The sequence below is a fragment of the Ruegeria sp. AB5 genome, assembly GCF_056542645.1.
Genome location: NZ_JBQGAE010000021.1, coordinates 21,756 through 44,868 on the forward strand (window position 1 = coordinate 21,756; position 23,113 = coordinate 44,868).

Below are 23,113 nucleotides of genomic sequence, written 5' to 3' on the forward strand. Positions count from 1 at the left end.
AACACTCCTCAGCCTAAACCGACGCGCAGGCAGTCATGGATATGGAGCAGGCCCAGCGCCTGTCCGTTCCCATCCGGGTCAACAACGAAAAGCGAGGTGATCTTGCGATCATTCATGATGCCGACAGCCTCTTCCGCCATCGCATTGGGTGCAATGGTCAACGGATTACGGGTCATGACCTGATCCGTTGTTTTGCTCAGCAATCCTTCCATGTTGCGCCGCAAGTCGCCGTCGGTGACGATTCCCAACAGGCGGCCAGTGTCATCTGTTACGCCAACAACACCAAAGCTCTTCTGGCTCATAACTAAAAGCGCCTCGCTCATCGACGTGCCAGCAGGCACAATGGGCAGGTCGGCATGCATCAGATCCTGCGCGGTCGACAGCTGTGCGCCCAACTTGCCTCCGGGGTGGTACGCGCGGAAATCCTCAGGCTGAAAGTCACGGTGTTTCATCAGCGCAATTGCAAGCGCGTCGCCCATCGCCAGAGTCAGCGTGGTCGAAATTGACGGGACCATTCCAAAGCCACAAGCCTCGCCCAGGGACGGGATCAGCAAATGCACATCCGCTTGCTTCATCAATGTGCTTTCCGGCTTGCTGGACAGTCCGATCAGCGGAATGCCGAAGCGGCGCGTGAAAGCCAGCAGATTGGCCAACTCGGGGGCTTCGCCTGAATTCGAGATTGCCAGAACAACGTCGCCTTTGGACACCATGCCCAGGTCGCCGTGGCTGGCCTCGGCCGGGTGCACGAAATAGGCGGGCGTGCCCGTGCTGGCCAATGTGGCCGCGATCTTGTGGCCGATATGGCCCGATTTACCGATGCCGCTGACAATAATGCGCCCGGTGGCTTGCAGGATCATCTGCATCGCCTCCGAGAAATTCTCGTCCAGACTGTCGGACAGCACATCCAGCGCGCGGGCTTCATCGGTAACGACCTTTCGGGCCGTTTTCAGGAAGGTTTCACTATCGGTCATGAGTGCGCAAAAATATCCGTTTCGGGCCAGCCTGCAAGGTCCAGTTTCGCACGCATCGGCAGGAAATCAAAACAGGCCTGTGCCATCTCGGCGCGGCCCTCGCGGGCCAGGCGCTTGTCCAATTCGTCGCGCAGGCGATGCAAATACAACACGTCCGAGGCCGCGTAGTCCAACTGAGCGTCAGTAAGGGTTTCGGCACCCCAGTCGCTCATCTGCTGTTGCTTCGAGATATCGACGCCGATCAATTCCTGGCACAGGTTTTTCAACCCGTGACGATCTGTGTAGGTTCGAACAAGACGGCTGGCAATCTTGGTGCAATAGACGGGCGCGGCCAATGCGCCAAACGTATGATACATCGCGGCGATGTCGAACCGGCCAAAATGGAACAGTTTCAGCACATTCGGGTCTTCCAGCATTGCGCGCAGGTTCGGGGCCTCTGTCTGCCCCTTTTTGACCTGAACAATGTGTGTATTGCCGTCCCCGCCCGACATCTGGATCACGCACAAGCGATCCCGGTGCGGATTCAATCCCATAGTTTCGCAGTCAATCGCCACGATCGGCCCCATATCCAGCCCATCGGGAAGGTCGTTCTTGTAAAGGTGGTTCGCCACGGAAATGTCCTTTGTGCGGTCTCGACCCCGAGATAGGCGGTTTGCCCGGCAAACTCAACGTCGTCCCCTTGATGTGGCAATCGAGCACCATTCGAACTTGATCATATCCTCAAGGGGGGGATAGGGTTGCCAGATGACCAATCACACACATGAATCACATCCCCAGATCACGGCGCGTTTGAAACGTGCCCACGGGCATCTGGCAAAAGTCATCGCCATGCTCGAAGATCAAGCGCCTTGTTCCGATATTGCCCAGCAACTTTTTGCTGTCGAAAAGGCAATCACGAACGCCAAGCGGGTTCTGATCCACGATCATATCGACCATTGCCTGTCCTCAGAGGACGGATCAGCGGTCGATGATTTCAAAACCATAACGAAATTCCTCTGAGGCATGCTGAGCGTTCTGCAAAACCACACCTATCGCCACCTTCTGGCGGCACAGGTGGTGGCGCTGACGGGAACCGGGCTGGCGACGATTGCTCTGGGGCTTCTAGCCTATGATCTCGCCGGGAACGCAGCGGGGATGGTTCTGGGCACCGCTCTGACCATCAAGATGGTGGCCTATGTCGGCATCGCGCCGCTTGCGGCGGCTTTTGCTGAACAGCTCGACCGGCGCAAGATGCTTGTGGCGCTGGATCTTGTCCGGGCGGTTGTTGCCCTATGCCTGCCCTTTGTGTCCGAGGTTTGGCAGGTCTATGTGCTGATCTTCGCGCTGCAGTCCGCCTCGGCCGGATTCACCCCTGCGTTTCAGGCCACGATCCCAGATGTGCTGACGGACGAGCATGACTATACGCGCGCGCTATCCCTGTCCCGGCTTGCCTATGATCTGGAAAGCCTGCTCAGCCCGATGCTGGCCGCTGCACTGTTGCTCGTTGTCAGCTTTGATACGCTGTTCTGGGGAACGGGCGCGGGCTTTGTCGCTTCGGCGCTTCTGGTTGTGTCGGTTGTGTTGCCGTCTCCCAAACCGACGGAACGACGCGGGATATACGACCGGACAACGCGCGGCATCCGCCTCTATCTGTCGACGACACGTCTGCGCGGCTTGCTGGCGCTCACGTGGTCCGCTGCCGCGCTAAGCTCGATGGTGATCGTCAATACGGTGGTGATCGTGCGCGCTGATCTGGGTCTGTCCGAAAGCGCCGTTGCCATCGCGTTGGCCGGATTCGGGGGCGGGTCGATGGTTGCAGCCTTTGTTCTGCCGCCACTTCTGGACCGGTTCCAAGATCGTCGGGTCATGCTGACCGGGGCATCTATCGGCACTCTGGGGATGGCCTGCGCTGCATTCATGTCGGGTACGCTGTCCCTGGCGCTTGTTACCGCGTTTTGGGCTTGTATCGGGTTTGGCTACTCGATGACCCTGACCCCCTCAGGCCGCTTGTTGACCCGGTCGGCCAAGCCCGAGGATCGGCCTGCGGTGTTCGCCGCCCAGTTCACGTTGTCACATGCCTGTTGGCTGGTACTGTATCCACTGGCCGGTTGGCTGATGACCCGTTTCGGAGCAACCGTTGTCCTGACAGCAATGACCAGTGCGGCGGTTTTGGGAATTGCGGTCGCCCTCGCTATCTGGCCTCGATCCGACACGGTCCCGGCTGCGCAGAAGTCTTGAGCCTTCGCTCGCTTCTGATCTACACCAATGTGACCCCAGCCGGAGACCTCATGGATCAGCTCGACCGCCGTATCATCGCCGCCTTGCAACACAATGCCCGTGACTCGACCACAAATATTGCGGCCAAGCTGGGCGTGGCCCGCACCACGGTCCACGAACGTATCAAACGCATGGAAGACCGTGGCGTGATCGCGGGGTATTCCGTTCTACTGCGCGCGCCCGAGGACACGCCCCGCGTTCAGGTCGTTGTGCTTCTTGAGGTTCAGCAGAAGGAAACCACCCGCATCATCAAAAGGCTCGAGACCTATCCCGAGGTCAAACGCTGCCTATCGATCAATGGCGAGTTCGACCTTCTACTCTCGGCCGAGGCGCCTCGAATCGAGGATTTGGATGTTCTGGTTGACGATCTTGCCAAAATCCCCGGCGTGCTGCGCACAAACACCAGCGTCGTGTTCGGTCGGCGGATCGACCGAAAGTGAAGCGGCGATAACCCTCTGTAAACTGATGATTGGATAGCTTGGCCCGGATTGACCACAATCCCGGACCGGCAGAATGCCCTATCGTATCGCCCCGATTTTCCTTTTGTTCACACTTGCGCTGACAACGCAGGCGGGGTTGGCGATGCCCGACGCCCGAACCGGCGATGTATGCGATCAAGCTGCAAGAATGGCTTCACGGTCTGAAGAGGTGCCATTGGATATCTTGCGCGCGATCTCTCGTGTGGAAACAGGGCGCGCGCTGGATGGTCGACTGGAACCGTGGCCATGGACCATAAATGTCGAAGGGCAAGGCTATTGGTTCAAATCCGAGGTTGAAGCAAAGACCTACGTTTTCCAGATTTTCAAAGCGGGCAAGCGCAGTTTCGATATCGGTTGCTTTCAGATCAACTATCGCTGGCACGGAAAGGCGTTCCGCTCGATCGACGCGATGTTTGACCCACAGGAAAACGCCGCATACGCCGCGCGCTTTCTCAAGGAACTATATGCCGAGCTTGGGTCCTGGCCTGCCGCCGCCGGGGCCTATCATTCACGCACACCATCATTGGCTGACAAGTATCGCAATCGGTTTCAAACCGTTCTGGCGCAACTGGACGGCTCCCAAAGCCCGCAAACAACCGTCGCCTTCCGAGACCCTTTCACAGGTGCCGCAGCCCCACTGATCCCGCTGCAGACATCTGAACCGCATCGCGGTGCTCTGGGGTCACTGGTTCCGGTCGACGGTTCCGCCACTGCCTTCATCGCGTTCAACTAGGAGCTCAACGTGCCCAGTATCAACGCCCGATCCCTGTTCTCGCCCACAGTGCTGCTGGCGCTGGCACTGATGACCGTCATCGTGATGATGATCCTGCCGATGCCGGCCTGGGTGCTGGATGTGGGGCTGGCCGCCTCTTTTGCTCTGGCCATTCTGATTTTCACACTGACCTTGTTCATCGAACGCCCATTGGATTTTTCTTCCTTTCCGACAATCCTGCTGGCTTCGCTGATGCTGAGACTGTCGCTGAACGTATCTTCGACAAAACTGATCATCGGTCAGGGCCATACCGGGCCAAGTGCGGCAGGAAACGTGATCGAAGGATTCGCCAACTTCGTGATGGGGGGCAGCATCTTTCTGGGCCTGGTCGTGTTCTGCGTGCTGCTGATCGTGAACTTCATGGTGATCACGAAAGGTGCCGCGCGCATGGCCGAGGTCGGCGCGCGGTTTGCACTGGACGGAATGCCAGGCAAGCAGTTGGCTATCGACAGCGACATGTCCGCCGGGGCCATCGACCATCAGCAGGCCAAGGAACGGCGCGAGCGTGAACAGCAAGAGACCACTTTCTTCGGCTCGCTTGACGGGGCTTCAAAGTTTGTGAAGGGCGATGCCATTGCGGGGCTGCTGATCACCTTGCTGAACCTTGTCATGGGCCTGGTCATGGGTGTGATCGTGCACGGCATGCCGGTGACATCGGCGTTCGAGACATATGCCATTCTAACTGTTGGCGACGGTTTGGTCTCGCAGATTCCGGCCGTGATTATCTCTATCGCGTCGGCCCTCTTGCTGGCACGCGGAGGAACACAAGGTGCAACGGACAACGCAATCTTCTCGCAGCTTGGCCGACACCCGGCTGCACTTGGTACGGTGGCCGTGCTGATGGTTCTGTTTGCGCTTGTGCCCGGTCTGCCATTTCTGCCCTTCATTCTTGGCGCAGCGGTCCTGGGATACGCGGCCTTCGCGGTCTATCGAAAACAAAGAACCGATGCGCTTGCGGCTCAGATGCCCGCGACGGAAACCGAAGCTCCTGTTTCACAAGCCATCGGCGACATTCTGGATCTGGACGACGTTCATCTGGAATTTGCCCCGGATCTTGTCAGCATGGTCCTCAACCCCGGAACCGGGCTGGATGCCCGCATCGCGAATATGCGAACCTATGTGGCGTCGACAATTGGCCTCATCCTGCCTGAAATCCGCCTGACCGACCGCGCCGACCTTCCCACCGGGACATATGTGATCAAGGTACAAGGCGTAGAACAGGCCCGCGGAGTGCTGAACCCCGATCTGGTGCTGGCACTTGTTCAGGAAGGGCAGGACCGCCTGCCTGATGGCAATGACGTGACCGAACCGGTCTATGGGGCCCCAGCCCGCTGGATTTTGCCCAAGGATCAGGAAGACGCAGCGCTGAGCGGCGCAACGATCGTCTCGCCTCCTGAAATCCTGGCAACCCATTTGCTCGAAATCATAAAACAGAACTTCTCACGCCTGTTGACGCTGAAATCCCTGCGTCGTCTGTTGTCGGAGATGACCCGTCTCAGCGACCCGGTCCGAGCCGAGGCAAATCGCAAACTGCTGGACGAATTGATCCCGGACAAAGTCCCCATCGATACACTTCACGCCGTCCTGCGGCTCTTGTTGAATGAACGGGTCTCGATCCGCAACATGGCCCTGATCCTTGAAAGCGTTGCCGAGGCGCGCCTGACCACCACACAACCCGAAGGCATCTGCGAGCTTGTCCGACAGCGGTTGGGTTTCCAACTGGTCTCTGAAATGAAACGCGAGGATGGTTCGATCCCGCTGATCCAGCTCGCACCGGAATGGGAAGACACCTTTGCAACCTATCAGATCGATGCCCCTACGGCCGGGTTGGATGTGGCCTTGCCCCCGAACCTGTTCAACAAACTGGCCGATGGCGTCGTGGACAGCGTTGCACAATCTGCCGATCACGGCCTGTTTCCAGCTGTTGTCACATCGACCCGTCGCCGCCGATTGTTGCGCACCATCATGCAGGCGCGCGGCATCTCGAACCCGGTCCTGTCCTTCGAAGAAATCGGGCTTGAAGCGCGCCCTGCCCTGGTCGGAACGGTGCCGGCATGATCGCCCTGCCATCCGATCTGTCGGCGCAGCTCGGTGCGGGGCTGTGGCATATGTTTGTCGTGTTCTTAAGGGTCTCGGCACTGGTTTCACTGCTGCCCGTCTTTGGTGAGCGCAGCATACCGGTACGCGTAAAGCTTGGGATCGCTGTGGCATTCACGCTGGTCGTGTTCCCCGCCGTGGCACCACCAGGTATGGCCCCCGGATTTCTGCCGATGGTCCGGTTGGTCGGCACCGAGGTTCTGATCGGCATCGCGCTTGGAATGGGACTGCGTCTATTTGTTCTGGCCATGCAAACGGCAGGGTCCATCGCAGCACAGTCGACATCATTGTCCCAGCTTTTGGGTGGGGCAGCGGCAGACCCTGTACCGGCCCTTGGGATGTTTCTTACACTGGCCGGGTTGGCGTTGGCAGCACTCATGGGGCTCCATATCCGCGCCGCGCAGTTTTTGATCCACAGCTATACGATGTTTCCCATGGGACTGGCACCGTCTGCGGCGGATTTGTCCCAATGGGGCGTTCGACAAATTGCCCAAAGCTTCAGGCTCGCCTTCGCGCTCGCCACACCATTCGTCATCGCATCTTTGATCTACAATCTGGCTCTTGGCGTGATCAACCGTGCCATGCCCCAACTGATGGTCGCCTTTGTCGGCGCACCCGCAATCACCTTCGCCGGTCTGTTTCTGCTGTTTGCCGGAGCCCCGCTGATCCTGTCGGTTTGGGCGGACGCGCTATTTACATTCACCCTCAATCCACTGGGGCCAATTCCATGAGCGCAGCGGACGATGACAGCGACAAGCCATTCGATCCCACGCCGCAAAAACTGCAGAAAGCTCGGGAAAAAGGCGAGGTCGCAAAATCCAACGACCTTTCTGCCGTTGCCGCATATACTGGATTACTGATTGCCCTGCTGACCGTCGGAAAACTTACTGTAGATCAAATGGGCGCCCTTTTTGTGGTCCTGATCGATCAATCGGATGATATCGCCCATCTCGTCGCGACCGGTCCGGCATCCGCGCCGGTCGGTGGGATGCTCAAGGGGGCATTGTTGCCGGTTGCCGTGCTTTTTGCGCTGCCGGCGGCGGCTGTCGTGCTTAGCTTGATTGCCCAGCGTGCCTTGATCTTTGCCCCCAGCAAACTGAAACCAAAGTTGTCCCGGATCTCGCTTTTGTCTAACGCAAAGAACAAATTCGGGCGCGGCGGTCTGTTCGAATTCGCCAAGAGCTTTGTAAAACTGGCCATCTACGGCACCTGCCTTGCGTTGTTTCTCAAAGCCAACCTGGCCGAGATCGTTTCGGCCAGTGCGGCACCATCCCACGGTTCGATTCTGTTGATGATGAACCTGTTGTTTCGCTTTCTGTTCATCGTGATCGCGATCGCCCTTGCAATCGGAGTCGTGGACTATGTGTGGCAACATGCCGAACACATGCGAAAGAACCGGATGTCGCGCAAGGAAATCCAGGATGAGACCAAGGATGCCGAAGGCGATCCTTACGTGAAACAACAACGCCGCCAGCGTGCTCAGGAAATTGCGACCAACCAGATGATGTCCGATGTGCCCAAAGCCGATGTCGTGATCGTCAACCCGACCCACTTTGCTGTCGCACTGAAATGGTCGAGGGCAGTGGGGACGGCTCCGGTCTGTGTGGCCAAGGGCGTCGATGAAGTGGCCGCTGCAATTCGCTCGGCCGCCAGCGAGTCAGGCGTACCGATCCATTCGGACCCGCCCACCGCACGAGCGTTGCATGCGACGGTTGAGATTGGACAAGAGATTGCCGAGGAACACTATCGCCCGGTTGCGGCGGCCATCCGTTTTGCCGAGGCAATGCGAAAACGTGCGAAAGGACAGGTAGGATGAAACGCAACGAATTACCGGCCCTGAAAACGGTCACGGACGCGATGTTTCAGAAAGAATACCAGAAATTGCGCCCTGTCCTGGAAGCAGAAGCCCGCGTTCAACATCAGCTGACTCGTTTAGACGCGCAGGTGACGCAAATACGCCAGTACAGTGCCCGAACCGACGGGTACCAGGTGACCGGTACCGACGTGTTGTGGAATGGATGGGAAGCCTCGACCCGCAGCCAATTGAATTTGGAACTGGCCCGGCACCGCGCCCAGAAACTCGCAGCACTGGACAAACTGCGCCAGGCTTTTGGCCGCAAGCAAGCGGTTGAAGCTCTGACTGACGCGCTAAAAATACAAAAGCGCAGGTCTGCGGCACGAAAAAATGCACCGCGGTAAAGCCCGTTTTCTGCCGTAGCTTACGTGTCCTGACGGCTGACACTCATGATCAAGACCTGCGAAACGTCGTCGCCCAGATCCTTCCGGGCCACTTCCAAAAGCGACTTGCGCAACGTGTTCAGGTTGTCGGAATGCGTGAACGCACCGTCAAATCCCCCGGCATTGGCATGATCAAACAGTACCTGTAGAAATCCGTCCCGCAGCTTTGGTTCGATGGCGTAGAACGCATCGGTGATGGTCGGGTCAGCCTCCAAACTCAACGACATCGTGACCAGCGCCGAGATTTCGTCGTCCTGGACGATCGGTACCACAAATTGCTTGGTGAGTTTCAGATATTCAAACCCACCATTTTCATCCTTTTTGCCCGTTGTTTTGGGTTTGCTGTTTTGCTCTTTGAGTGACGTGTCGGCCTTTGTGGGTTTTTCAAGGTCCGAAGTCTCTCCCGTCACTTTTTTTGGCGCCAGAAGTTTTGCGGCACCAATACCAGCGCCCAAACCGACGGCCAGACAGATCACGGGGACTAGGATTTTGATCACTGGCACACCTCAGAATGGCAGAACAGAATCTAGGATCTGCTGACCATATCGTGGCTGTTGCACATCCGTGATTTGCCCACGGCCCCCATAGGACACCCGCGCAGACGCGATTTTGTCATAGGTGATTTCATTCTGGCGGGAGATATCTTGTGGGCGCACATATCCAGCCACCAGCAACTCACGCAGTTCAAAATTCACGCGTAACTCCTGCGACCCAGAAATCGACAACACGCCGTTGGGCAAGACATCGATCACCGTGGCCGCAATGCGCAAGGTAAGTTTCTCGTTGCGCCGAACCGATCCGCGCCCGGAACTGGATGCCTCCGATTCGATGCCCACAGCTTCGTCCAATGACGCACCTTCCGGCAGATTGTCCTGTGCCCTCTGCGGTAAGCCAAACAGGTGCGGGACTGCCAGGTTTTCCGATCCGGTACGAGACCTGTTGGTGTTGTTGGAAATCTCAGCCTCTTCGTCCAGTTCAATGACCACAGTCAGAATATCCCCTTTCTTGATCGCCCTCTGATCGCCCAGCAACGAATGCTGTCCGCCGCTCCAAAGCGAAGATCTGTCGACTGTTCGTTGCGGCTGGGTGTGCAGTGGCAAACCTGGCCACAACATGGCCACCTGCTCGGGTGAGTCGTCGTTTGGTGTGAAGCTGGGTGGCTTGCCCAGATGATCCAGACGCCCGCAGGCAGAAATGGCAAATGCCAAAAGAAAAAGGGTTTTAGACAATCCAGACATCAGTTTACCTCAATTTGACCATCGGGACGAATACGGCCCGTCACTGTTGTCCGTGAGGACAGATTCATCACCCGAACCCGGTCTCCGACCGCGCCCCGGCCAAGCGCGCGACCTTCCGCTGTGATCGACAACGGCTGTCGGTAGAACACCAAAACAACAAGGTCGTTGCGATCCACAATCGCAGGTGGACCCACATCGGTCGGGCGAATTGGGCGACCGGGGTAAAGCGCAATCTGCGCCTCCTGCCCGATCAGAACATCGGGATCAGCGACGGCCCCAAGGACATCGCGCGGCGCGGTTTCCAGATCGGCGGGCGAAATGATTTCTTTCGCCCGGATCGTCCGGGTCGGCACAACGATATCAGCCAGAGTTTCGACCGGCATCGACAGAACCAGGCCAAACAGCAAAACACGCATCACCGCACCTGCGTTGTCGCGCTCATCATCTGGTCGACAGCGGTGATGACCTTGGCATTCATTTCATAGCCCCGCTGCGCCTCGATGAGTTCCGTGACTTCCCGTACCGCGTCGACCGAACTGTCTTCGAGGTATCCCTGCCGCAACGTTCCCAACCCATCTTCGCCCGGCAAACCCAGAACCGGCGCGCCCGAAGCCTCGGTCTCGCGGAACAGGTTGCTGCCGATCGCTTCAAGGCCCTTGGCGTTGGAAAAGCTGGCCAAAGTGAATTCACCCAGCAACTGACCTTCAGGCGCATCGTCAAAATAGGCGTAGACCTCGCCCGAAGCGTTGATTGAAATTGAACGGGCGTCGTCCGGGATAGTGATTTCCGGCGACACGGCAAATCCGTCCGAGGTCACGATCAGACCTTCAGCAGAACGTTTCAGACTGCCGTCTCGCGAAAAAGCAGCCTGACCGTTCGGCAGCGTCACCTCAAGGTAACCGCGCCCTTCGATGGCGATGTCCAGATCGTTGCCGGTTTCAGACGGTGCACCCTGAGCCAGTTGCACAGTGACGGCTGCCGGGCGGACACCAAGGCCCAGCTGAATACCTGTCGGCAATACCGTCCCATCCGAGGCATTGACGGCCCCAGCACGGGCCATTTGCTGATAGTGCAGATCGGCAAACTCGGCACGTCGCGCATTGTACCCGGTGGTGTTCATATTCGCCAGGTTGTTCGAGATCGTCTCGACCCGCATCTGTTGTGCGGTCATACCCGTGGCTGCGATTTTCAAAGCCCGCATGGGAAGTCTCCTTTTTTAGCGCATCAGCGCCTTGAGCGCGCCGCGCACCCGCTCGTCTTCGGTTTCAAGAAAGCTTTGGCCCAGTTCATAGGCGCGCTGGATTTCGATCAGTCGAGTCACCTGTGTGATGGCATTGACATTCGATCCTTCGAGAAAGCGGTGCAGAACCACAGGTTCGTCAACCGGATCTACATTGCCGGTGGCACGAAACCGAGTGTTTCCTTCACGGAACAGGTCCTTGGAATCGGCAACCCGATAGACACCGATCTGACCCAAAAGCTGCCCCTCGACGCTAAGTGTGCCGTCCGTGCCGACATCAATCGAGGCCACATCAGGGGGGACAAATACAGGCGACCCGTTGCTGTCGAGCACACGCGCGCCATCTGTTGCGACCAGATCCCCTTGAGCATTCGGCGTGAAGCTGCCTGCGCGTGTCAAGCGATTGCCCTCGGGCGTTTCGACCATGAAGAACCCGTCTCCTTCGATGGCAAAGTCGAACTGCCCTCCGGTCTGGGTCAGGACACCCTGTTGCTGAGAGGTGTTGCGCACCTCCGCACGGCTCATGGACAATGAGGGATTGCCTGGCACGTCGCGGACGAATTCCGAAAACACCAGACCTTGCGCGCGATAACCGGTCGTATTGGCGTTGGCGATGTTGTTCGCCACCAGCCGCATTTCGTTCATCAGCCCGGATTGGCGGGACAGGGTGACATAGGCGGTATCCATCAGCGACCTCCTGCGATCAGCGGAACCAGAGTGCCGGTAAAAAACGTGACCAAGGTCTGGGTCATGAATCCCATCGAGATCCAGAACACGATCACGATGGCGATCAGCTTTGGAACGAAGGTCAGTGTCATCTCCTGCACCGAGGTCAGCGCCTGGAACAGACCAACCACCAGCCCCGACACCAGCGCCACCGCCAGAATGGGGACCGAGGTGATAACCGCGACCCAAAGCGCCTGGCGCACGATGTCGTAGAAGAGACCTTCGCTCAGCATCGCTCAGACCGGCATCCGCAGGATTTCCTGATAGGCTTCGACCACTTTGTTGCGGACGATCACAGCGGTTTCGACGGCCAGCTCAGTCTGGGCCAAAGCCTGTACCAGAGCATGCGGGTCAACTTGCCCGGTCATCGCGATCTCAGACATCTGCTCGCTGTGTTTCAGCGTCGTGGCAAAGTCCTGAAAGCTTGAGCGCAAGCCCTGCGCCGTAGGTTCATGATCGGGACTGGCCTGAGTTGCAGGACGGGCAACCGCGTAGTTCTGCGCGGCGGTCAGGGATCGGATATCCATTCTGGCTTTCCTTTATTTTCTAAGCAATTCCATCAGTGACGACGACATTTGTCGCGTTTGATCGAACATTTTGAGATTGGCCTCATAGCTGCGCTGAGCTTCGCGTGCGTCAGCGATCTCGATCATCAGATCGACATTCGAACCAAGGTAGTGCCCGCTTGCATCCGCCATCGGATGACTGGGGTCGTGAATGCGGGACAGGTCACGGCGATCCAGTTGCACGCGACCGGCCTGCACCATCGTCTTCCCGTCTTTCTGAACAGCTTCAAAAGGCACTGTCTTGCGCCGATACCCGGGCGTATCCGCGTTCGAGATGTTCTCGGACACATGACGCAATCGCGCCGCCTGGGCGCGCAGGGCACTGGTTGAGGCCGCAAGGGAATGGGAAAAATCACTCATCATGCGCCTCCCTTATGACCGACCGAGGCTGCTGCGTAGAATGTTCATGGACGATTTGTAGATCGTCAGAGCCCGGTCATGCTGACGCTTGACCTCAATCGCTTTGAACATCTCTTCCTCAACCGACACACCGTTGCCATTGGGGTCGCCGTTGGGCTGGGCATCATACTCGGCCCAAGGCTGACCCATCGGGCCGTTGCCGTTCAGATGACCTTGCCGGGTGGCGGTCATCCCGGTTCGGGGGCCCGTGTTTTCGAAAGCGGATTGAAAGGCCTCGATATCGCGCGGCTGGTAGCCGGGCGTATCTGTATTGGCCATGTTGCGGGCAATAACCGCCTGCCGTTGCCCGGCATGGGTTGCCATTGCGTACGCTGTCTTAAAGACGTTCAGGTCAGAGAACATCGGGGCTTCTCCCTCGATCAATTTCAATCAAGGCTTAACCCCGATTCCTTTAGAAAGCGTTTTCAGAAACCAGTTGGAGACCCAAGATGTCCGATCTAGACCCCTTGCTTCTGAAATGCGAATTCGACCGGATGACTGCGGTGCGGCACGTGGGGCTTGTTTCCGCTGTGGCACATGGGGGGATTGAGGTCAGTGGTCTGACCGAACACGCACGCATCGGAGATTTGCTGACCCTGCATCGTCGCTCCGGTCCCGATCTGGCAGGTGAGGTTCTGCATGTGGGTGCTGAGAACATTCATATGTTGCCCGGTGCAGCCCCGGACGGGATCAGCCTGGGCGATCGCGTGATCCTGACGCCTTCGCCCGAATTTGCTCCGGGGATGCATTGGCTTGGCCGCGTGATTGATCCGTTCGGCAAAGCCCTGGATGGCAAGCCGTTGCTGGCCGGGGCGCGGGTGCGGGATATCATGCAGGCTCCTCCGCCCGCCGTGGACCGCAAACCGTTGGGAGACCGCATGGCCACCGGCCTCGCGGTGCTGAACACGATGCTGCCGGTCGTACGGGGCCAGCGTGTTGGGCTCTTTGCGGGATCCGGCGTCGGAAAGTCCTCACTGCTTGCCACTTTGGCCCGGTCGATGCAGGCGGACGCGGTCGTGGTGGCCTTGGTTGGTGAACGCGGGCGTGAAGTGAACGAGTTTGTCACCAACGCGCTGGGGCCTGAGGCGATGAAGCGGTCGGTTGTCGTTGCCGCGACCTCGGACCAATCGGCGCTGGTACGGCGCCGCTGCGCGTGGTCCGCCATGTCGGTCGCAGAATTCCTGCGTGACCAGGGACTGAACGTGTTGTTCCTGGCCGATTCGGTCACACGCTTTGCCGAAGCGCATCGCGAAATTGCCGTGGCGATGGGGGAATCGCCCTCGCTGCGCGGGTTCCCTCCTTCCGTGACGCCCTTGATGGCCAATCTCTGCGAACGGGCCGGTCCGGGGACGCAGTCTCAGGGCGATATCACGGCCGTGTTCAGTGTACTGGTTGCAGGGTCCGATATGGATGAACCGGTGGCCGACATTCTGCGCGGCGTTCTCGACGGTCATATCGTGCTGAGTCGCGAGATCGCCGAGCGTGGGCGGTTCCCGGCGATTGACCTCAGTCGGTCTGTGTCGCGCAGCCTGCCCAACGCGGCGTCCGATGCCGAGAATCAAATGATCCAAGAGACCCGAAAACTGGTCGGCAGCTACGAGCAGTCTGAGGTGATGATCAGGGCGGGGCTGTATTCTGAAGGTTCTGATCCGCTACTGGATCAGGCGGTGCGCGTCCATGAAGAGCTGGACAGTTTCTTTGGCAAGCAGGACCCCGAGGGGATCGAAAGCAGTTTCGACCGATTATCGCTGATTCTGAGACGGGCGGCAACGGGTCTGCCGCGATGACCCCAAGTCCGAACAGTTTTAGATGTTAAGCCGCCCTTAAGACCTGCGCTGATACGCCTGTGAACGGGTGATAGAAGGTGGTGGAGATGGGTGCGCAAGGCAATGCGGCGCCAATCATCATCAAGAAGAAGCGTGTGTCAGGTGGCGGTGGCCACCACGGTGGCGCGTGGAAAGTCGCATACGCAGACTTTGTCACGGCCATGATGGCCTTCTTCATGTTGATGTGGCTGCTAAACGCAACGACTGAAAAGCAACGCAAGGGGTTGGCGGATTATTTCTCGCCAACAATTCCGGTCAACCCGGTCTCGGGCGGCGGGAACGGAGCCTTTGGCGGAAACAACATGTTCTCCGAGAAAACGATGGTGATGGACGGCTCAGGCGCCAGTGCCCGCCACCCAACCGAGGCCAGACAGGCGCGCGGATCCACTGGCGTGGACGCGGATGGCAGCGGCAGTGGAGCGGCACAGGATTTTTCGACGCTCGAAGCGCAGCTTTTGGGCCGCACTGGTGAAAGCATGGTGTCGGATAAAGTCCTCAAACATATCGTCACACGGGTCACCGATGAAGGGCTGGTGGTCGAGCTGTTTGATACAGAAGATCAGCCTCTGTTCGAATCGGAAACCGATAGACCGACAGCAATGATGCGGGCGCTGACGCTCTTGGTGGCCCGCGCGTCAGATCTGGTGACAAATGCAGTTGCTGTTGAAGGGCATGTCAGCGCGTCGCCGGTGGTTCTTGTCGACAATCCCGCCTGGGATCTGTCGACCGCGCGTGCACAGGTCGTACGACAGATGCTGGAAGACAAAGGTTTTCCGGATCAAAGACTTGACCGGGTGACCGGGCATGCTGACCGAGAGTTGTCAAGCGAGAACCCGATGGCCCCGCGAAACAACCGGATCGAAGTGATTTTTCTGCGAAACCGCTAAAGGATAGGTGGCATTTTACCTGTTAGCGCGCTGTTAAGGCCCGGCGCGTTACCTGTTGCAGGAACGATTGACGCAACAGAAGGGCGTGCCCATGACAATTTCCTCTTCGCTGAATGCTGGCGTGGCTGCGTTGAAAGCCAATGCGAACAGGTTGGCAACAATTTCAGACAACATCGCCAACTCATCGACTTTCGGCTACAAGCGGGTGGAGACGGATTTTCACTCCATGGTCACCTCAGGCCAGGGCGGTAGCTATTCGGCCGGCGGCGTGCGTACGACAAGTCAGCGCCTGATTGATCAACGCGGCTCACTGGTGACAACGAACAACTCGACCGATCTGGCCGTGCGGGGGCGAGGCATGTTGCCGGTGCGACCAAGCTCGCAGATTGCGGGTGGCTCGAACGAGATGCTTTTGACGACAACCGGATCATTCCGCACCAATGACCAGGGCTATCTGGTAACTGAATCGGGCCTGGTCCTACTGGGATGGCGGGCAAACGCGGATGGTACAATTCCCGCTGTTCCAAGGGACACGCCAGCAGCGTTGGAACCAATCCAACTGAGCGTCAATCAACTGTCAGGTGCTCCGACGACGCAGATGAACCTGCGGATGAACCTTCCTGCGACAGCAACGGATGCGGGCGCGCCGGGGGATGCCCAGCCTCTGTCGGTCGAATACTTCGACAATCTCGGCAAATCCGAAAGCGTCGATATCGAGCTGGTACCAACGGTTCCGGCTGCGGGGTCAAGCAACGAGTGGACAATGATCATGCGCGACTCAGCATCAGGAGGCGCGGTGATCGGGGAATACACGCTGACCTTCACCGACAGCCGCACCGCTGGCGGTACCCTTGCCAGCGTGACGACAGTTTCCGGCGGAGCCTTTGATCCGGCGACGGGCAGCGTGGTCGTGAACGTTGCAGGTGGCCCGATGGAGGTTAACATTGGCCAGATCGGCGACGCAGACGGAATAACGCAATTGTCGGACACATTCGCGCCCGTATCCATTACGCGCGACGGTTCGGCGGTTGGAACAATGACCAGTGTTCAGGTTGACGAAAACGGGTATGTCTATGCGTTTTATGATACCGGCGTCAGCCGCCGGATGTTCCAAATTCCTTTGGCAGATGTTCCGAATCCCAATGGGCTGACTGCGCTTGACAGCCAGACCTATGCGCCTTCACGCGAAAGCGGCACATTCTTTCTCTGGAACGCTGGCGAAGGCCCGACCGGAGATCTCGTGTCCTTTGCACGTGAAGAATCCACCACAGATGTCGCAACCGAGCTGACCTCGATGATCCAGACACAGCGCGCCTACTCCTCAAGCGCCAAAGTGATCCAGACCGTTGATGAGATGCTTCAGGAAACCACCAACATCAAACGCTGATATGGGCTTTGACCACCGGAAAGGACCCGTCGGATGAATCTGTCGACAGCTTTGAACAACGCCATGAGCGGCCTGACCGCCACCAGTCGCGGCGCGTCGGTTGTTTCCGGGAATATCGCAAACGCCTTGACGCCCGGCTACGCAAAACGCTCGCTGGAACTGACCACAAACCTGATATCAGGAAACGGCGTGCGCGTTGCGGGCATTGTCCGACATCAGGATCCGGTACTGACCGCCAATCGCCGCGCCACCGACGCGGACGTGGCCTATCGATCCGGCGTGTCGGATTTTCACTCGCGGTTCGAGGGTCTTGTAGGCACAGCGGAAGATCCGGCGTCGCTTTCCAATCGCTTGGCCGAATTCGAAGGCAATCTAATCACCGCAGCCAGCCTGCCAGATTCGGTGGAACGTCTGGATCAGGCAGCCCGAAGCGCCCGCGACCTCGCAGACAGTCTGAACCGAGCATCCGAAGGCTTGCGCCAGATGCGCTCGGATGCCGATCGCACGATTGGGTCACAGGTTGTTGTGCTGAACAAGGCCCTCCAGGATATCGAAGACCTGAATGCCAGGATTCCTGCGATTCGCAATTCCGGCGGTGACATCAACGCGTTTCTCGATCAGCGCCAAACCCTGATTGACCAGGTCAACGAGCTGATCCCGGTGAATGTCGTGCCACGCGACAATGACCGCGTTTCTCTCTACTCGGATGGCGGGCTGATCCTGCTTGAAGGTACAGCCGCCGAGTTCTCCTTCACAACCACGGGCGACACGCGACCCCATATGACTATGGCAAACGGCTTGTTGTCAGGGCTGGAAATGAATGGCAACCCGGTACGAACTGGCGGCGATACCGCGCAAATCCGTGGCGGTTCATTGGCGGCTCAGTTCGAAATCCGTGACAACGTTGCTCCCGAAGCCCAGAACCAGCTCGACACCGTTGCCCGCGATCTGATCGAGCGGTTCGAAACACCGGGGCTGGACCCAACGGCATTGCCAACCGATCCCGGATTGTTCACCGACGGGGGCAACCGATTGGACCTGACGGCGCTTTCAGGCCTGGCATCACGGATTGGCCTGAACTCGGGTGTTGACCCGGATACCAGCGGCGACAGTTGGAAACTGCGCGCAGGGCTCGGGGCCACCGTTCCGAACGATCCCGGTGAGGCGACACAATTACAGGCGTTCAGTGCCATTCTGGACGATGCAAGACCGGTTTCAGGTGCGATCTTTGGCACCGGATCCATGCGAGCCGCAGAAATTGCCGAGGCGATGATGTCCCGCACGGGGTCAAATGCCCATGCTGCCGAGCAACGCAAAACATTCGCAACCGGCGCTCAACAGCAGATGGCCCTGCTCGAGGCCGAACAAGGTGTGGATACCGATCAAGAGCTTCAACACCTGATGCAGATCGAACAGGCCTACGCGGCCAATGCCCGTCTCATCTCGGTCGTAGATGAGCTGATGGAAACCCTTCTGAGGTTATGAACATGACTTTGACGTCTATAGGCGATCTTGCACGTGGCTTGACTTTGCAGACCCGGTCAACCGAGATCAAGCAACGGATCGAAACACTTTCCTACGAAATGTCGACCGGGAAAGTACAGGATGTGTCCGGTCATTTGGGCGGCGACTATTCGCACCTGCTTGATCTGGACCGCAGCCTGACGCGGCTGGATGCCTTTGGCATTGCGACCGCCGAAGCCAAATTGTTCACCGATGCCATGCAGCAAAGCCTAACGATGTTCAGCGAATCGACCGGAGAAATGGCGGCGTCCTTGCTGGCATTCGACACGGCAAACCAGACTGTCACACTTGAGCAGGCTTCGGTTCAGGCCCGCAATGAGCTGGATACCATGGTGTCCGCATTGAACACCCGTATCGGCGGTCGCAGCCTGTTCTCGGGCACTGCCACGGATGTCTCACCGCTTCCTTCGGCTGAGACTCTGCTGACTGCGCTTGAGGCCGAACTGACAGGATTGACGACCGTCACCGATATTAGAAACGCCGCGAATGCATGGTTCAACGACCCCGCGGGATTTGATGCGGTCATTTACCAAGGGTCTGACACGACGCTGTCATCGATGCAGATTGCCGAGAATGAACGCATTTCTATGCCGACTACGGCAACCGACCCGGCGTTCAAAGCAACACTGCGGGACGTGGCCATTGTCGCACTTGTTGCGGATGACGCCCTCGCCATACCCACGGATCAACGAACGGGTTTGTTCAAACAGTTGGGGGTTGCATTGGCTAATACTCAGGATGAAACGGTCAAAATTCGGGCCGAGATCGGCGCGGCCGAGGCGCGCGTCGAACAAGCGGCAACCCGCAACGCTGCCCTACGCACCAGCTTGGAATACAGCCGAAATGCCCTGATCGAGGCCAATCCGTATGATACGGCCACCAACTTGCAAACCGTTCAATACCAACTTGAAAGCCTTTACGCTGTCACCGTTCGCAATGCGAACCTGTCGTTGGTGAATTTCCTGAGATGAAGGTCCTTGTTCTACTTTTGGCTTTTTTGCCCAGCACGGTCTTTGCCGGTGCAATCCGTCTGAAAGATCTGGTGGATTTCGATGGGGTGCGCGGGAATGATCTGGTCGGCTACGGGCTTGTTGTCGGTTTGAATGGAACGGGCGACGGCTTGCGCAATTCGCCCTTCACTGAAGAAATCATGTCCAACATCCTCGAAAGGCTGGGTGTCAACGTGAATGGTGAGGATTTCCGTCCAAAAAACGTCGCGGCCGTACTGGTCACCGCCAGCCTACCGCCATTCGCGCGGGTTGGGGGGCAGATCGACGTCACCGTCTCGGCGATTGGCGACTCAAACAGCCTTTTGGGAGGGACCCTTATCATGACTCCGCTGAATGCTGCGGACGGGCAGATCTATGCCGTAGCCCAAGGCACGGTTCTGGCCGGAGGTGCATCTGTCGAAGGAGAAGCCGCAACGGTTGTGCGCGGGGTTCCGACCTCGGGCGTGATCCCGTCTGGGGCGCGGGTCGAGCGCGAGATTGATTTCGAGCTTTCGACATTGACTCAGATGCGGCTTGCATTGCGTGAGCCTGATTTTACCACGGCGGGCCGAATCGAAACCGCCATCAATCGCGAGTTCAACCGCGCCGTGGCCATCATGCGGGATTCTGGAACCGTCGAGTTGAACATTGCGGCTACTCAGGCCGTGTCGACAGCACATGCAATCGGTCGGATCGAGAACATTCTGGTTGAACCGGAAACCAAGGCCCGAGTCGTGGTCGATCAACGTTCGGGTACCATCGTCATGGGGCAGGAAGTCCGCATTTCACGGGTGGCGGTGTCTCAGGGTAATCTGACCCTGACAGTCGAAGAGGCTCCGATTGCGGTTCAACCAAACCCCTTCGCAGAGGGCGAAACCGTCGTGGTGCCCCGCACGTTCGCCGGGATCGAAGAAGAGGAAGGCACAGGGTTAGCGGAAATTCCCGAAGCCACGACCCTGTCCGAGGTTGTCGCAGGTCTGAACGCTCTCGGCGTCTCACCTCGCGACATGATCGACATATTGAAGACAATCAAAGCGGCCGGGGCGCTGCATGCCGAATTCATTGTTCGATAGCCCTCGAACCCGGTTCATCAGCTCATTGGGACCTATTTCGATTTCCAACTGTCCAACCAACGGCGCACCCGGCCGCGGCGCTCATCAATGGCATCGCCCGCCGCGTAGAGGCCGTCTTCCATGGACTCCAGCATCGGATCGATACGCGCCCGACGGAACCTGCGCCAACGCACCCAAAGGGCCCAAACCACGGCAGCAAAAACAGTCAGGAAGATGATGTTGAACCATGGAATAATTCGCACATCCGGTCCTTCGACATGTTTGATGAACACGGCGTTCGGGAAAATCGACATGAATTCATTGCGCCAACCGTAGTGGGTCACGACGACCCATTCGGGGTCATTCTTGTTTGAAATCGCGTCATTCGCTTCAGTGTACAGATTCGCAGTGTCAAACTTGAAATACGGCGGCCAGCCCCAGCCAGTATCCTCGTTCCGGTACACAATGGGTTTGCCATTGGCGCGCACCGCCTGAATGAACTGCACGTCGCGGTTCGACAGGCTGGTCGATTGATCTTCAGGCTCGGACCAGAAGATCCGCGTCCAGTCATTCAGATCCTGCCTCTCTTCATAAGTATTCACAATCCGCACGATATCGCGTTGCGGCAGAGAGTATTGCAGGACCGCAGCGATCGTGCCCCAGAAAATGATAATGAACGCCCATTTCAAATAGGCCATGCAGTAACCCTCACATGTAGTTCACGATATAGATCAGCGCGCCGATCGCGATCCAGGGGACAATATAGACGCCCAGGATCAGTTTGCGCCGGAACGAGTTGTCATAGACATGCAGGCCGCGTTCGACAAACGCCTGCTTGTTGCCCTGTTTACCCTTCTCGTCCCACCAGGTTTCCAGCTTGCGACGCCGCAAGCTGCGCGAATAGAGCGACAGCGCAAAATACGCAACAGTCTGGATCACCAGCAGGATCAGAAACAGGCGCATTGCTCCGAACATCTTACCCCTTCCTCACCGAACCCCAGGGCCCGACCCGTGCAATCACGGCCTCGCTCACCCGATCTTCGCCCGACATGTCCGGCTCATGACCGAACAGTGCCGCACGCGCCCCGGCCTTATCCACCTGATACTCGCGCGCAAGGAAGTCGGCAACAAAGGCTTTCTTGGTCTCGGGCCAAGTCGCGTAGGTACGGTAGAACAGTTCCTTGTGGCAGATGAACAACTGACGCGGATCCAACGGCGCCAGTTCGGACAGCAACATGTTGACCAGATCGCGGGACGGGGTGTCCGTTGCGCGCAACGTATAGAAGTAGGCGGGATGGTCCGAGGTGATCCGCGGCCACGATCCGCCATCGGTCGCCCAGCGCAAGAGTTGGGCAAGCCCGTGATACGCATCAGGCAAGCGATCCGCGTGGTTGCGCGCGAGGCGGCGCATGTCGCTGCGATCCAGCCCGGTCAGATCGACATCGGCATCTGCTGCGGCGGAAACGGTCAGAAAATCCATCTTCTGCTGTAGAATGGCCGCCGAGTCCACGCCCCGCGCTTCGATGATGGTCTGAACCAGACCGTTCAAACCGAGGAACTTGGCAATCTGATTGCTCTGCGACTTATGAAACACGTGTTTCAAGGGAAGATCATCCGGCGTGTCCCCCATGCAAATGGCTGCCGGGTGGTCCAGATCCGGGAACAAGTAGAGCCCGTCGAAATGTGCCGTCCAAAAGTTGCACTGCTCGAACTCGGTGTGGCGCAGATGGACGGGATTGCGGGTGACGTCGCCGGTTTCCTTTGCCGTTTCGATCATCTTTGCGATCAGCACATCGTCGAACCAGGCGTCCTCTTCTGTCTTGAACCGTTCGACCATGCCCGCCAGTTGCTCGGCCTTGCGCAGGGTACCACCTGCGGTGTCGGCCTCGATCTCGATCTTTTTGATGTTGAACAAATCGCGCGGGGTGGTAAGTGTGATGACCGAATTCACCAGCTCACCGGCCACCGCATCGGTGGCGGTCAGGGCGAACAGCTGCGCCTCGTTCATCTCGATGAATTCGCGTAGGATATCACGTGAGGTCGAGAATTTGACGTTCAGCAGAGGCGCGCGTTTCTGCTCGGTCGTCAACAGGATGAACTGCCGGTTGACCCCGTTAGGGTTGAGGTAAAGCTCGTCGTCCAGCTCAATCCCCACCTCCGGCGAATAGCCCGAGATATCGACATGGAAATCCGTCAGTGCCGTGGTTTTGCCCGCCAGATGATGCAGCGCACGGTTATACCGCTCGACCAGAGCCGGGCTGGAAATGTGGACGAGGTTGCCGAACATCAGGCCTTTTTCGATGAGGCGGATCATGAGATTTGCCTTTCCGCACAACGGTAGCGCTGCGCCCGGCCCGAGGGTGGGTGCGGAACGCGCCCGCCGTCACGCCAAAGGCGTGCTTCCGGCGCGACGTGGGCGGGTCGGGCATGTCGCGGGTGCGCCGCGATATCACCTTCAACTAGAAT

29 protein-coding genes are annotated in these 23,113 nt (G+C 58.2%); 15 read left to right on the plus strand and 14 right to left on the minus strand.

The genetic code is table 11. The annotated features are described in order from the left end of the window. Window positions 1-8: 8 nt before the first annotated feature. Together ACR0L4_RS21720 and ACR0L4_RS21725 are read right to left on the minus strand one after the other, a co-directional pair. Complete coding sequence (locus ACR0L4_RS21720; RefSeq protein WP_480515074.1) at window positions 9-971, minus strand: KpsF/GutQ family sugar-phosphate isomerase; 963 nt, start codon at window positions 969-971, stop codon at window positions 9-11. Then, entirely contained in the window at window positions 968-1,582 is a 615-nt protein-coding gene (locus tag ACR0L4_RS21725; protein WP_480515076.1) for a ribonuclease D, read from the minus strand. Before ACR0L4_RS21725 ends, ACR0L4_RS21720 begins: the two co-directional genes overlap by 4 nt. Before the next feature lie 133 nt (window positions 1,583-1,715). Between ACR0L4_RS21725 and ACR0L4_RS21730 the strand changes: the two genes are divergently transcribed. The 8 genes from ACR0L4_RS21730 to ACR0L4_RS21765 all read left to right on the plus strand — a co-directional run bounded on the left by ACR0L4_RS21730 (window position 1,716) and on the right by ACR0L4_RS21765 (window position 8,774). Further along, the gene (locus ACR0L4_RS21730) at window positions 1,716-1,970 is read left to right on the plus strand and encodes a metal-sensing transcriptional repressor (protein ID WP_480515078.1); all 255 of its coding nucleotides are present in this window, start codon (window positions 1,716-1,718) and stop codon (window positions 1,968-1,970) included. Window positions 1,971-1,973: 3 nt separating this feature from the next. Further along, window positions 1,974-3,188 (plus strand): MFS transporter, encoded by a 1,215-nt coding sequence (locus ACR0L4_RS21735; RefSeq protein WP_480515081.1) that lies wholly within the window; start codon window positions 1,974-1,976, stop codon window positions 3,186-3,188. A gap of 50 nt (window positions 3,189-3,238) precedes the next feature. Beyond that, entirely contained in the window at window positions 3,239-3,667 is a 429-nt protein-coding gene (locus ACR0L4_RS21740) for an Lrp/AsnC family transcriptional regulator (RefSeq protein ID WP_170754514.1), read from the plus strand. 73 nt (window positions 3,668-3,740) lie between these two features. Beyond that, on the plus strand, window positions 3,741-4,439 hold the full coding sequence (locus tag ACR0L4_RS21745; RefSeq protein WP_480515083.1) for a lytic transglycosylase domain-containing protein: 699 nt from the start codon (window positions 3,741-3,743) through the stop codon (window positions 4,437-4,439). Between the two features lie 69 nt (window positions 4,440-4,508). After that, window positions 4,509-6,536, plus strand: coding sequence for a flagellar biosynthesis protein FlhA (gene flhA, locus ACR0L4_RS21750; protein ID WP_480515137.1), 2,028 nt, complete (start codon window positions 4,509-4,511; stop codon window positions 6,534-6,536). Further along, complete coding sequence (locus ACR0L4_RS21755; protein ID WP_480515085.1) at window positions 6,533-7,306, plus strand: flagellar biosynthetic protein FliR; 774 nt, start codon at window positions 6,533-6,535, stop codon at window positions 7,304-7,306. Before flhA ends, ACR0L4_RS21755 begins: the two co-directional genes overlap by 4 nt. Then, window positions 7,303-8,391, plus strand: coding sequence for a flagellar type III secretion system protein FlhB (flhB, locus tag ACR0L4_RS21760; protein ID WP_480515087.1), 1,089 nt, complete (start codon window positions 7,303-7,305; stop codon window positions 8,389-8,391). Before ACR0L4_RS21755 ends, flhB begins: the two co-directional genes overlap by 4 nt. Continuing rightward, window positions 8,388-8,774 carry a hypothetical protein gene (locus tag ACR0L4_RS21765; protein WP_480515089.1) on the plus strand — a complete coding sequence of 129 codons (387 nt, stop codon included), beginning with the start codon at window positions 8,388-8,390 and terminating at the stop codon, window positions 8,772-8,774. The genes flhB and ACR0L4_RS21765 overlap by 4 nt, the downstream gene beginning before the upstream one ends. A 20-nt stretch (window positions 8,775-8,794) precedes the next feature. Here ACR0L4_RS21765 and ACR0L4_RS21770 read toward each other — a convergent pair whose 3' ends face one another. Genes ACR0L4_RS21770 through ACR0L4_RS21810 form a run of 9 tightly spaced genes read right to left on the minus strand, consistent with a single transcriptional unit; the run spans window position 8,795 to window position 13,345 of the window. Continuing rightward, window positions 8,795-9,310: a flagellar basal body-associated FliL family protein gene (locus tag ACR0L4_RS21770; RefSeq protein WP_480515091.1), complete on the minus strand. Its 516-nt coding sequence runs from the start codon at window positions 9,308-9,310 to the stop codon at window positions 8,795-8,797. Window positions 9,311-9,319: 9 nt separating this feature from the next. Continuing rightward, the gene (gene flgH / locus ACR0L4_RS21775) at window positions 9,320-10,051 is read right to left on the minus strand and encodes a flagellar basal body L-ring protein FlgH (protein ID WP_480515093.1); all 732 of its coding nucleotides are present in this window, start codon (window positions 10,049-10,051) and stop codon (window positions 9,320-9,322) included. Continuing rightward, window positions 10,051-10,467 (minus strand): flagellar basal body P-ring formation chaperone FlgA, encoded by a 417-nt coding sequence (flgA, locus tag ACR0L4_RS21780; protein WP_480515095.1) that lies wholly within the window; start codon window positions 10,465-10,467, stop codon window positions 10,051-10,053. Before flgA ends, flgH begins: the two co-directional genes overlap by 1 nt. Then, a complete protein-coding gene (gene flgG, locus ACR0L4_RS21785; protein ID WP_480515097.1) occupies window positions 10,467-11,252 on the minus strand; it encodes a flagellar basal-body rod protein FlgG in 786 nt (261 codons plus the stop codon). Before flgG ends, flgA begins: the two co-directional genes overlap by 1 nt. 15 nt (window positions 11,253-11,267) lie before the next feature. After that, complete coding sequence (locus tag ACR0L4_RS21790) at window positions 11,268-11,978, minus strand: flagellar hook-basal body complex protein (protein WP_480515099.1); 711 nt, start codon at window positions 11,976-11,978, stop codon at window positions 11,268-11,270. Next, window positions 11,978-12,250 carry a flagellar biosynthetic protein FliQ gene (locus ACR0L4_RS21795; RefSeq protein WP_170754494.1) on the minus strand — a complete coding sequence of 91 codons (273 nt, stop codon included), beginning with the start codon at window positions 12,248-12,250 and terminating at the stop codon, window positions 11,978-11,980. The genes ACR0L4_RS21790 and ACR0L4_RS21795 overlap by 1 nt, the downstream gene beginning before the upstream one ends. 3 nt (window positions 12,251-12,253) lie before the next feature. Further along, the gene (gene fliE / locus ACR0L4_RS21800; RefSeq protein ID WP_170754492.1) at window positions 12,254-12,544 is read right to left on the minus strand and encodes a flagellar hook-basal body complex protein FliE; all 291 of its coding nucleotides are present in this window, start codon (window positions 12,542-12,544) and stop codon (window positions 12,254-12,256) included. Between the two features lie 12 nt (window positions 12,545-12,556). After that, the gene (gene flgC, locus ACR0L4_RS21805; RefSeq protein ID WP_480515102.1) at window positions 12,557-12,943 is read right to left on the minus strand and encodes a flagellar basal body rod protein FlgC; all 387 of its coding nucleotides are present in this window, start codon (window positions 12,941-12,943) and stop codon (window positions 12,557-12,559) included. 12 nt (window positions 12,944-12,955) lie between these two features. Beyond that, window positions 12,956-13,345, minus strand: a complete 390-nt coding sequence (locus ACR0L4_RS21810) for a FlgB family protein (RefSeq protein ID WP_170754567.1) — start codon at window positions 13,343-13,345, stop codon at window positions 12,956-12,958. An 86-nt stretch (window positions 13,346-13,431) separates the two neighbouring features. Between ACR0L4_RS21810 and ACR0L4_RS21815 the strand changes: the two genes are divergently transcribed. From ACR0L4_RS21815 to ACR0L4_RS21840, 6 genes are all read left to right on the plus strand, one after another. Then, the gene (locus ACR0L4_RS21815; protein ID WP_480515104.1) at window positions 13,432-14,769 is read left to right on the plus strand and encodes a FliI/YscN family ATPase; all 1,338 of its coding nucleotides are present in this window, start codon (window positions 13,432-13,434) and stop codon (window positions 14,767-14,769) included. A gap of 86 nt (window positions 14,770-14,855) precedes the next feature. Beyond that, a complete protein-coding gene (locus tag ACR0L4_RS21820) occupies window positions 14,856-15,695 on the plus strand; it encodes a flagellar motor protein MotB (protein ID WP_480515106.1) in 840 nt (279 codons plus the stop codon). 91 nt (window positions 15,696-15,786) lie between these two features. Next, window positions 15,787-17,082 carry a flagellar hook protein FlgE gene (locus ACR0L4_RS21825; protein ID WP_480515108.1) on the plus strand — a complete coding sequence of 432 codons (1,296 nt, stop codon included), beginning with the start codon at window positions 15,787-15,789 and terminating at the stop codon, window positions 17,080-17,082. Between the two features lie 33 nt (window positions 17,083-17,115). Beyond that, window positions 17,116-18,567, plus strand: a complete 1,452-nt coding sequence (gene flgK, locus ACR0L4_RS21830) for a flagellar hook-associated protein FlgK (protein WP_480515110.1) — start codon at window positions 17,116-17,118, stop codon at window positions 18,565-18,567. A gap of 2 nt (window positions 18,568-18,569) precedes the next feature. Further along, entirely contained in the window at window positions 18,570-19,577 is a 1,008-nt protein-coding gene (locus ACR0L4_RS21835; protein ID WP_480515112.1) for a flagellin, read from the plus strand. Then, the gene (locus ACR0L4_RS21840) at window positions 19,574-20,668 is read left to right on the plus strand and encodes a flagellar basal body P-ring protein FlgI (protein ID WP_480515114.1); all 1,095 of its coding nucleotides are present in this window, start codon (window positions 19,574-19,576) and stop codon (window positions 20,666-20,668) included. Before ACR0L4_RS21835 ends, ACR0L4_RS21840 begins: the two co-directional genes overlap by 4 nt. A 32-nt stretch (window positions 20,669-20,700) precedes the next feature. Here ACR0L4_RS21840 and ACR0L4_RS21845 read toward each other — a convergent pair whose 3' ends face one another. Genes ACR0L4_RS21845 through ACR0L4_RS21855 form a run of 3 tightly spaced genes read right to left on the minus strand, consistent with a single transcriptional unit; the run spans window position 20,701 to window position 22,961 of the window. Beyond that, window positions 20,701-21,345 carry a DUF1523 family protein gene (locus ACR0L4_RS21845; RefSeq protein ID WP_170754476.1) on the minus strand — a complete coding sequence of 215 codons (645 nt, stop codon included), beginning with the start codon at window positions 21,343-21,345 and terminating at the stop codon, window positions 20,701-20,703. 10 nt (window positions 21,346-21,355) lie between these two features. Further along, a complete protein-coding gene (locus ACR0L4_RS21850; RefSeq protein WP_170754474.1) occupies window positions 21,356-21,622 on the minus strand; it encodes a hypothetical protein in 267 nt (88 codons plus the stop codon). Between the two features lies 1 nt (window position 21,623). Continuing rightward, entirely contained in the window at window positions 21,624-22,961 is a 1,338-nt protein-coding gene (locus tag ACR0L4_RS21855; protein WP_480515117.1) for a DUF6638 family protein, read from the minus strand. A gap of 5 nt (window positions 22,962-22,966) precedes the next feature. On the opposite strand from ACR0L4_RS21855, the gene ACR0L4_RS21860 reads away from it, so the two are divergent. After that, window positions 22,967-23,110, plus strand: a complete 144-nt coding sequence (locus ACR0L4_RS21860) for a hypothetical protein (RefSeq protein WP_480515119.1) — start codon at window positions 22,967-22,969, stop codon at window positions 23,108-23,110. The last annotated feature ends 3 nt before the right edge of the window (window positions 23,111-23,113 follow it).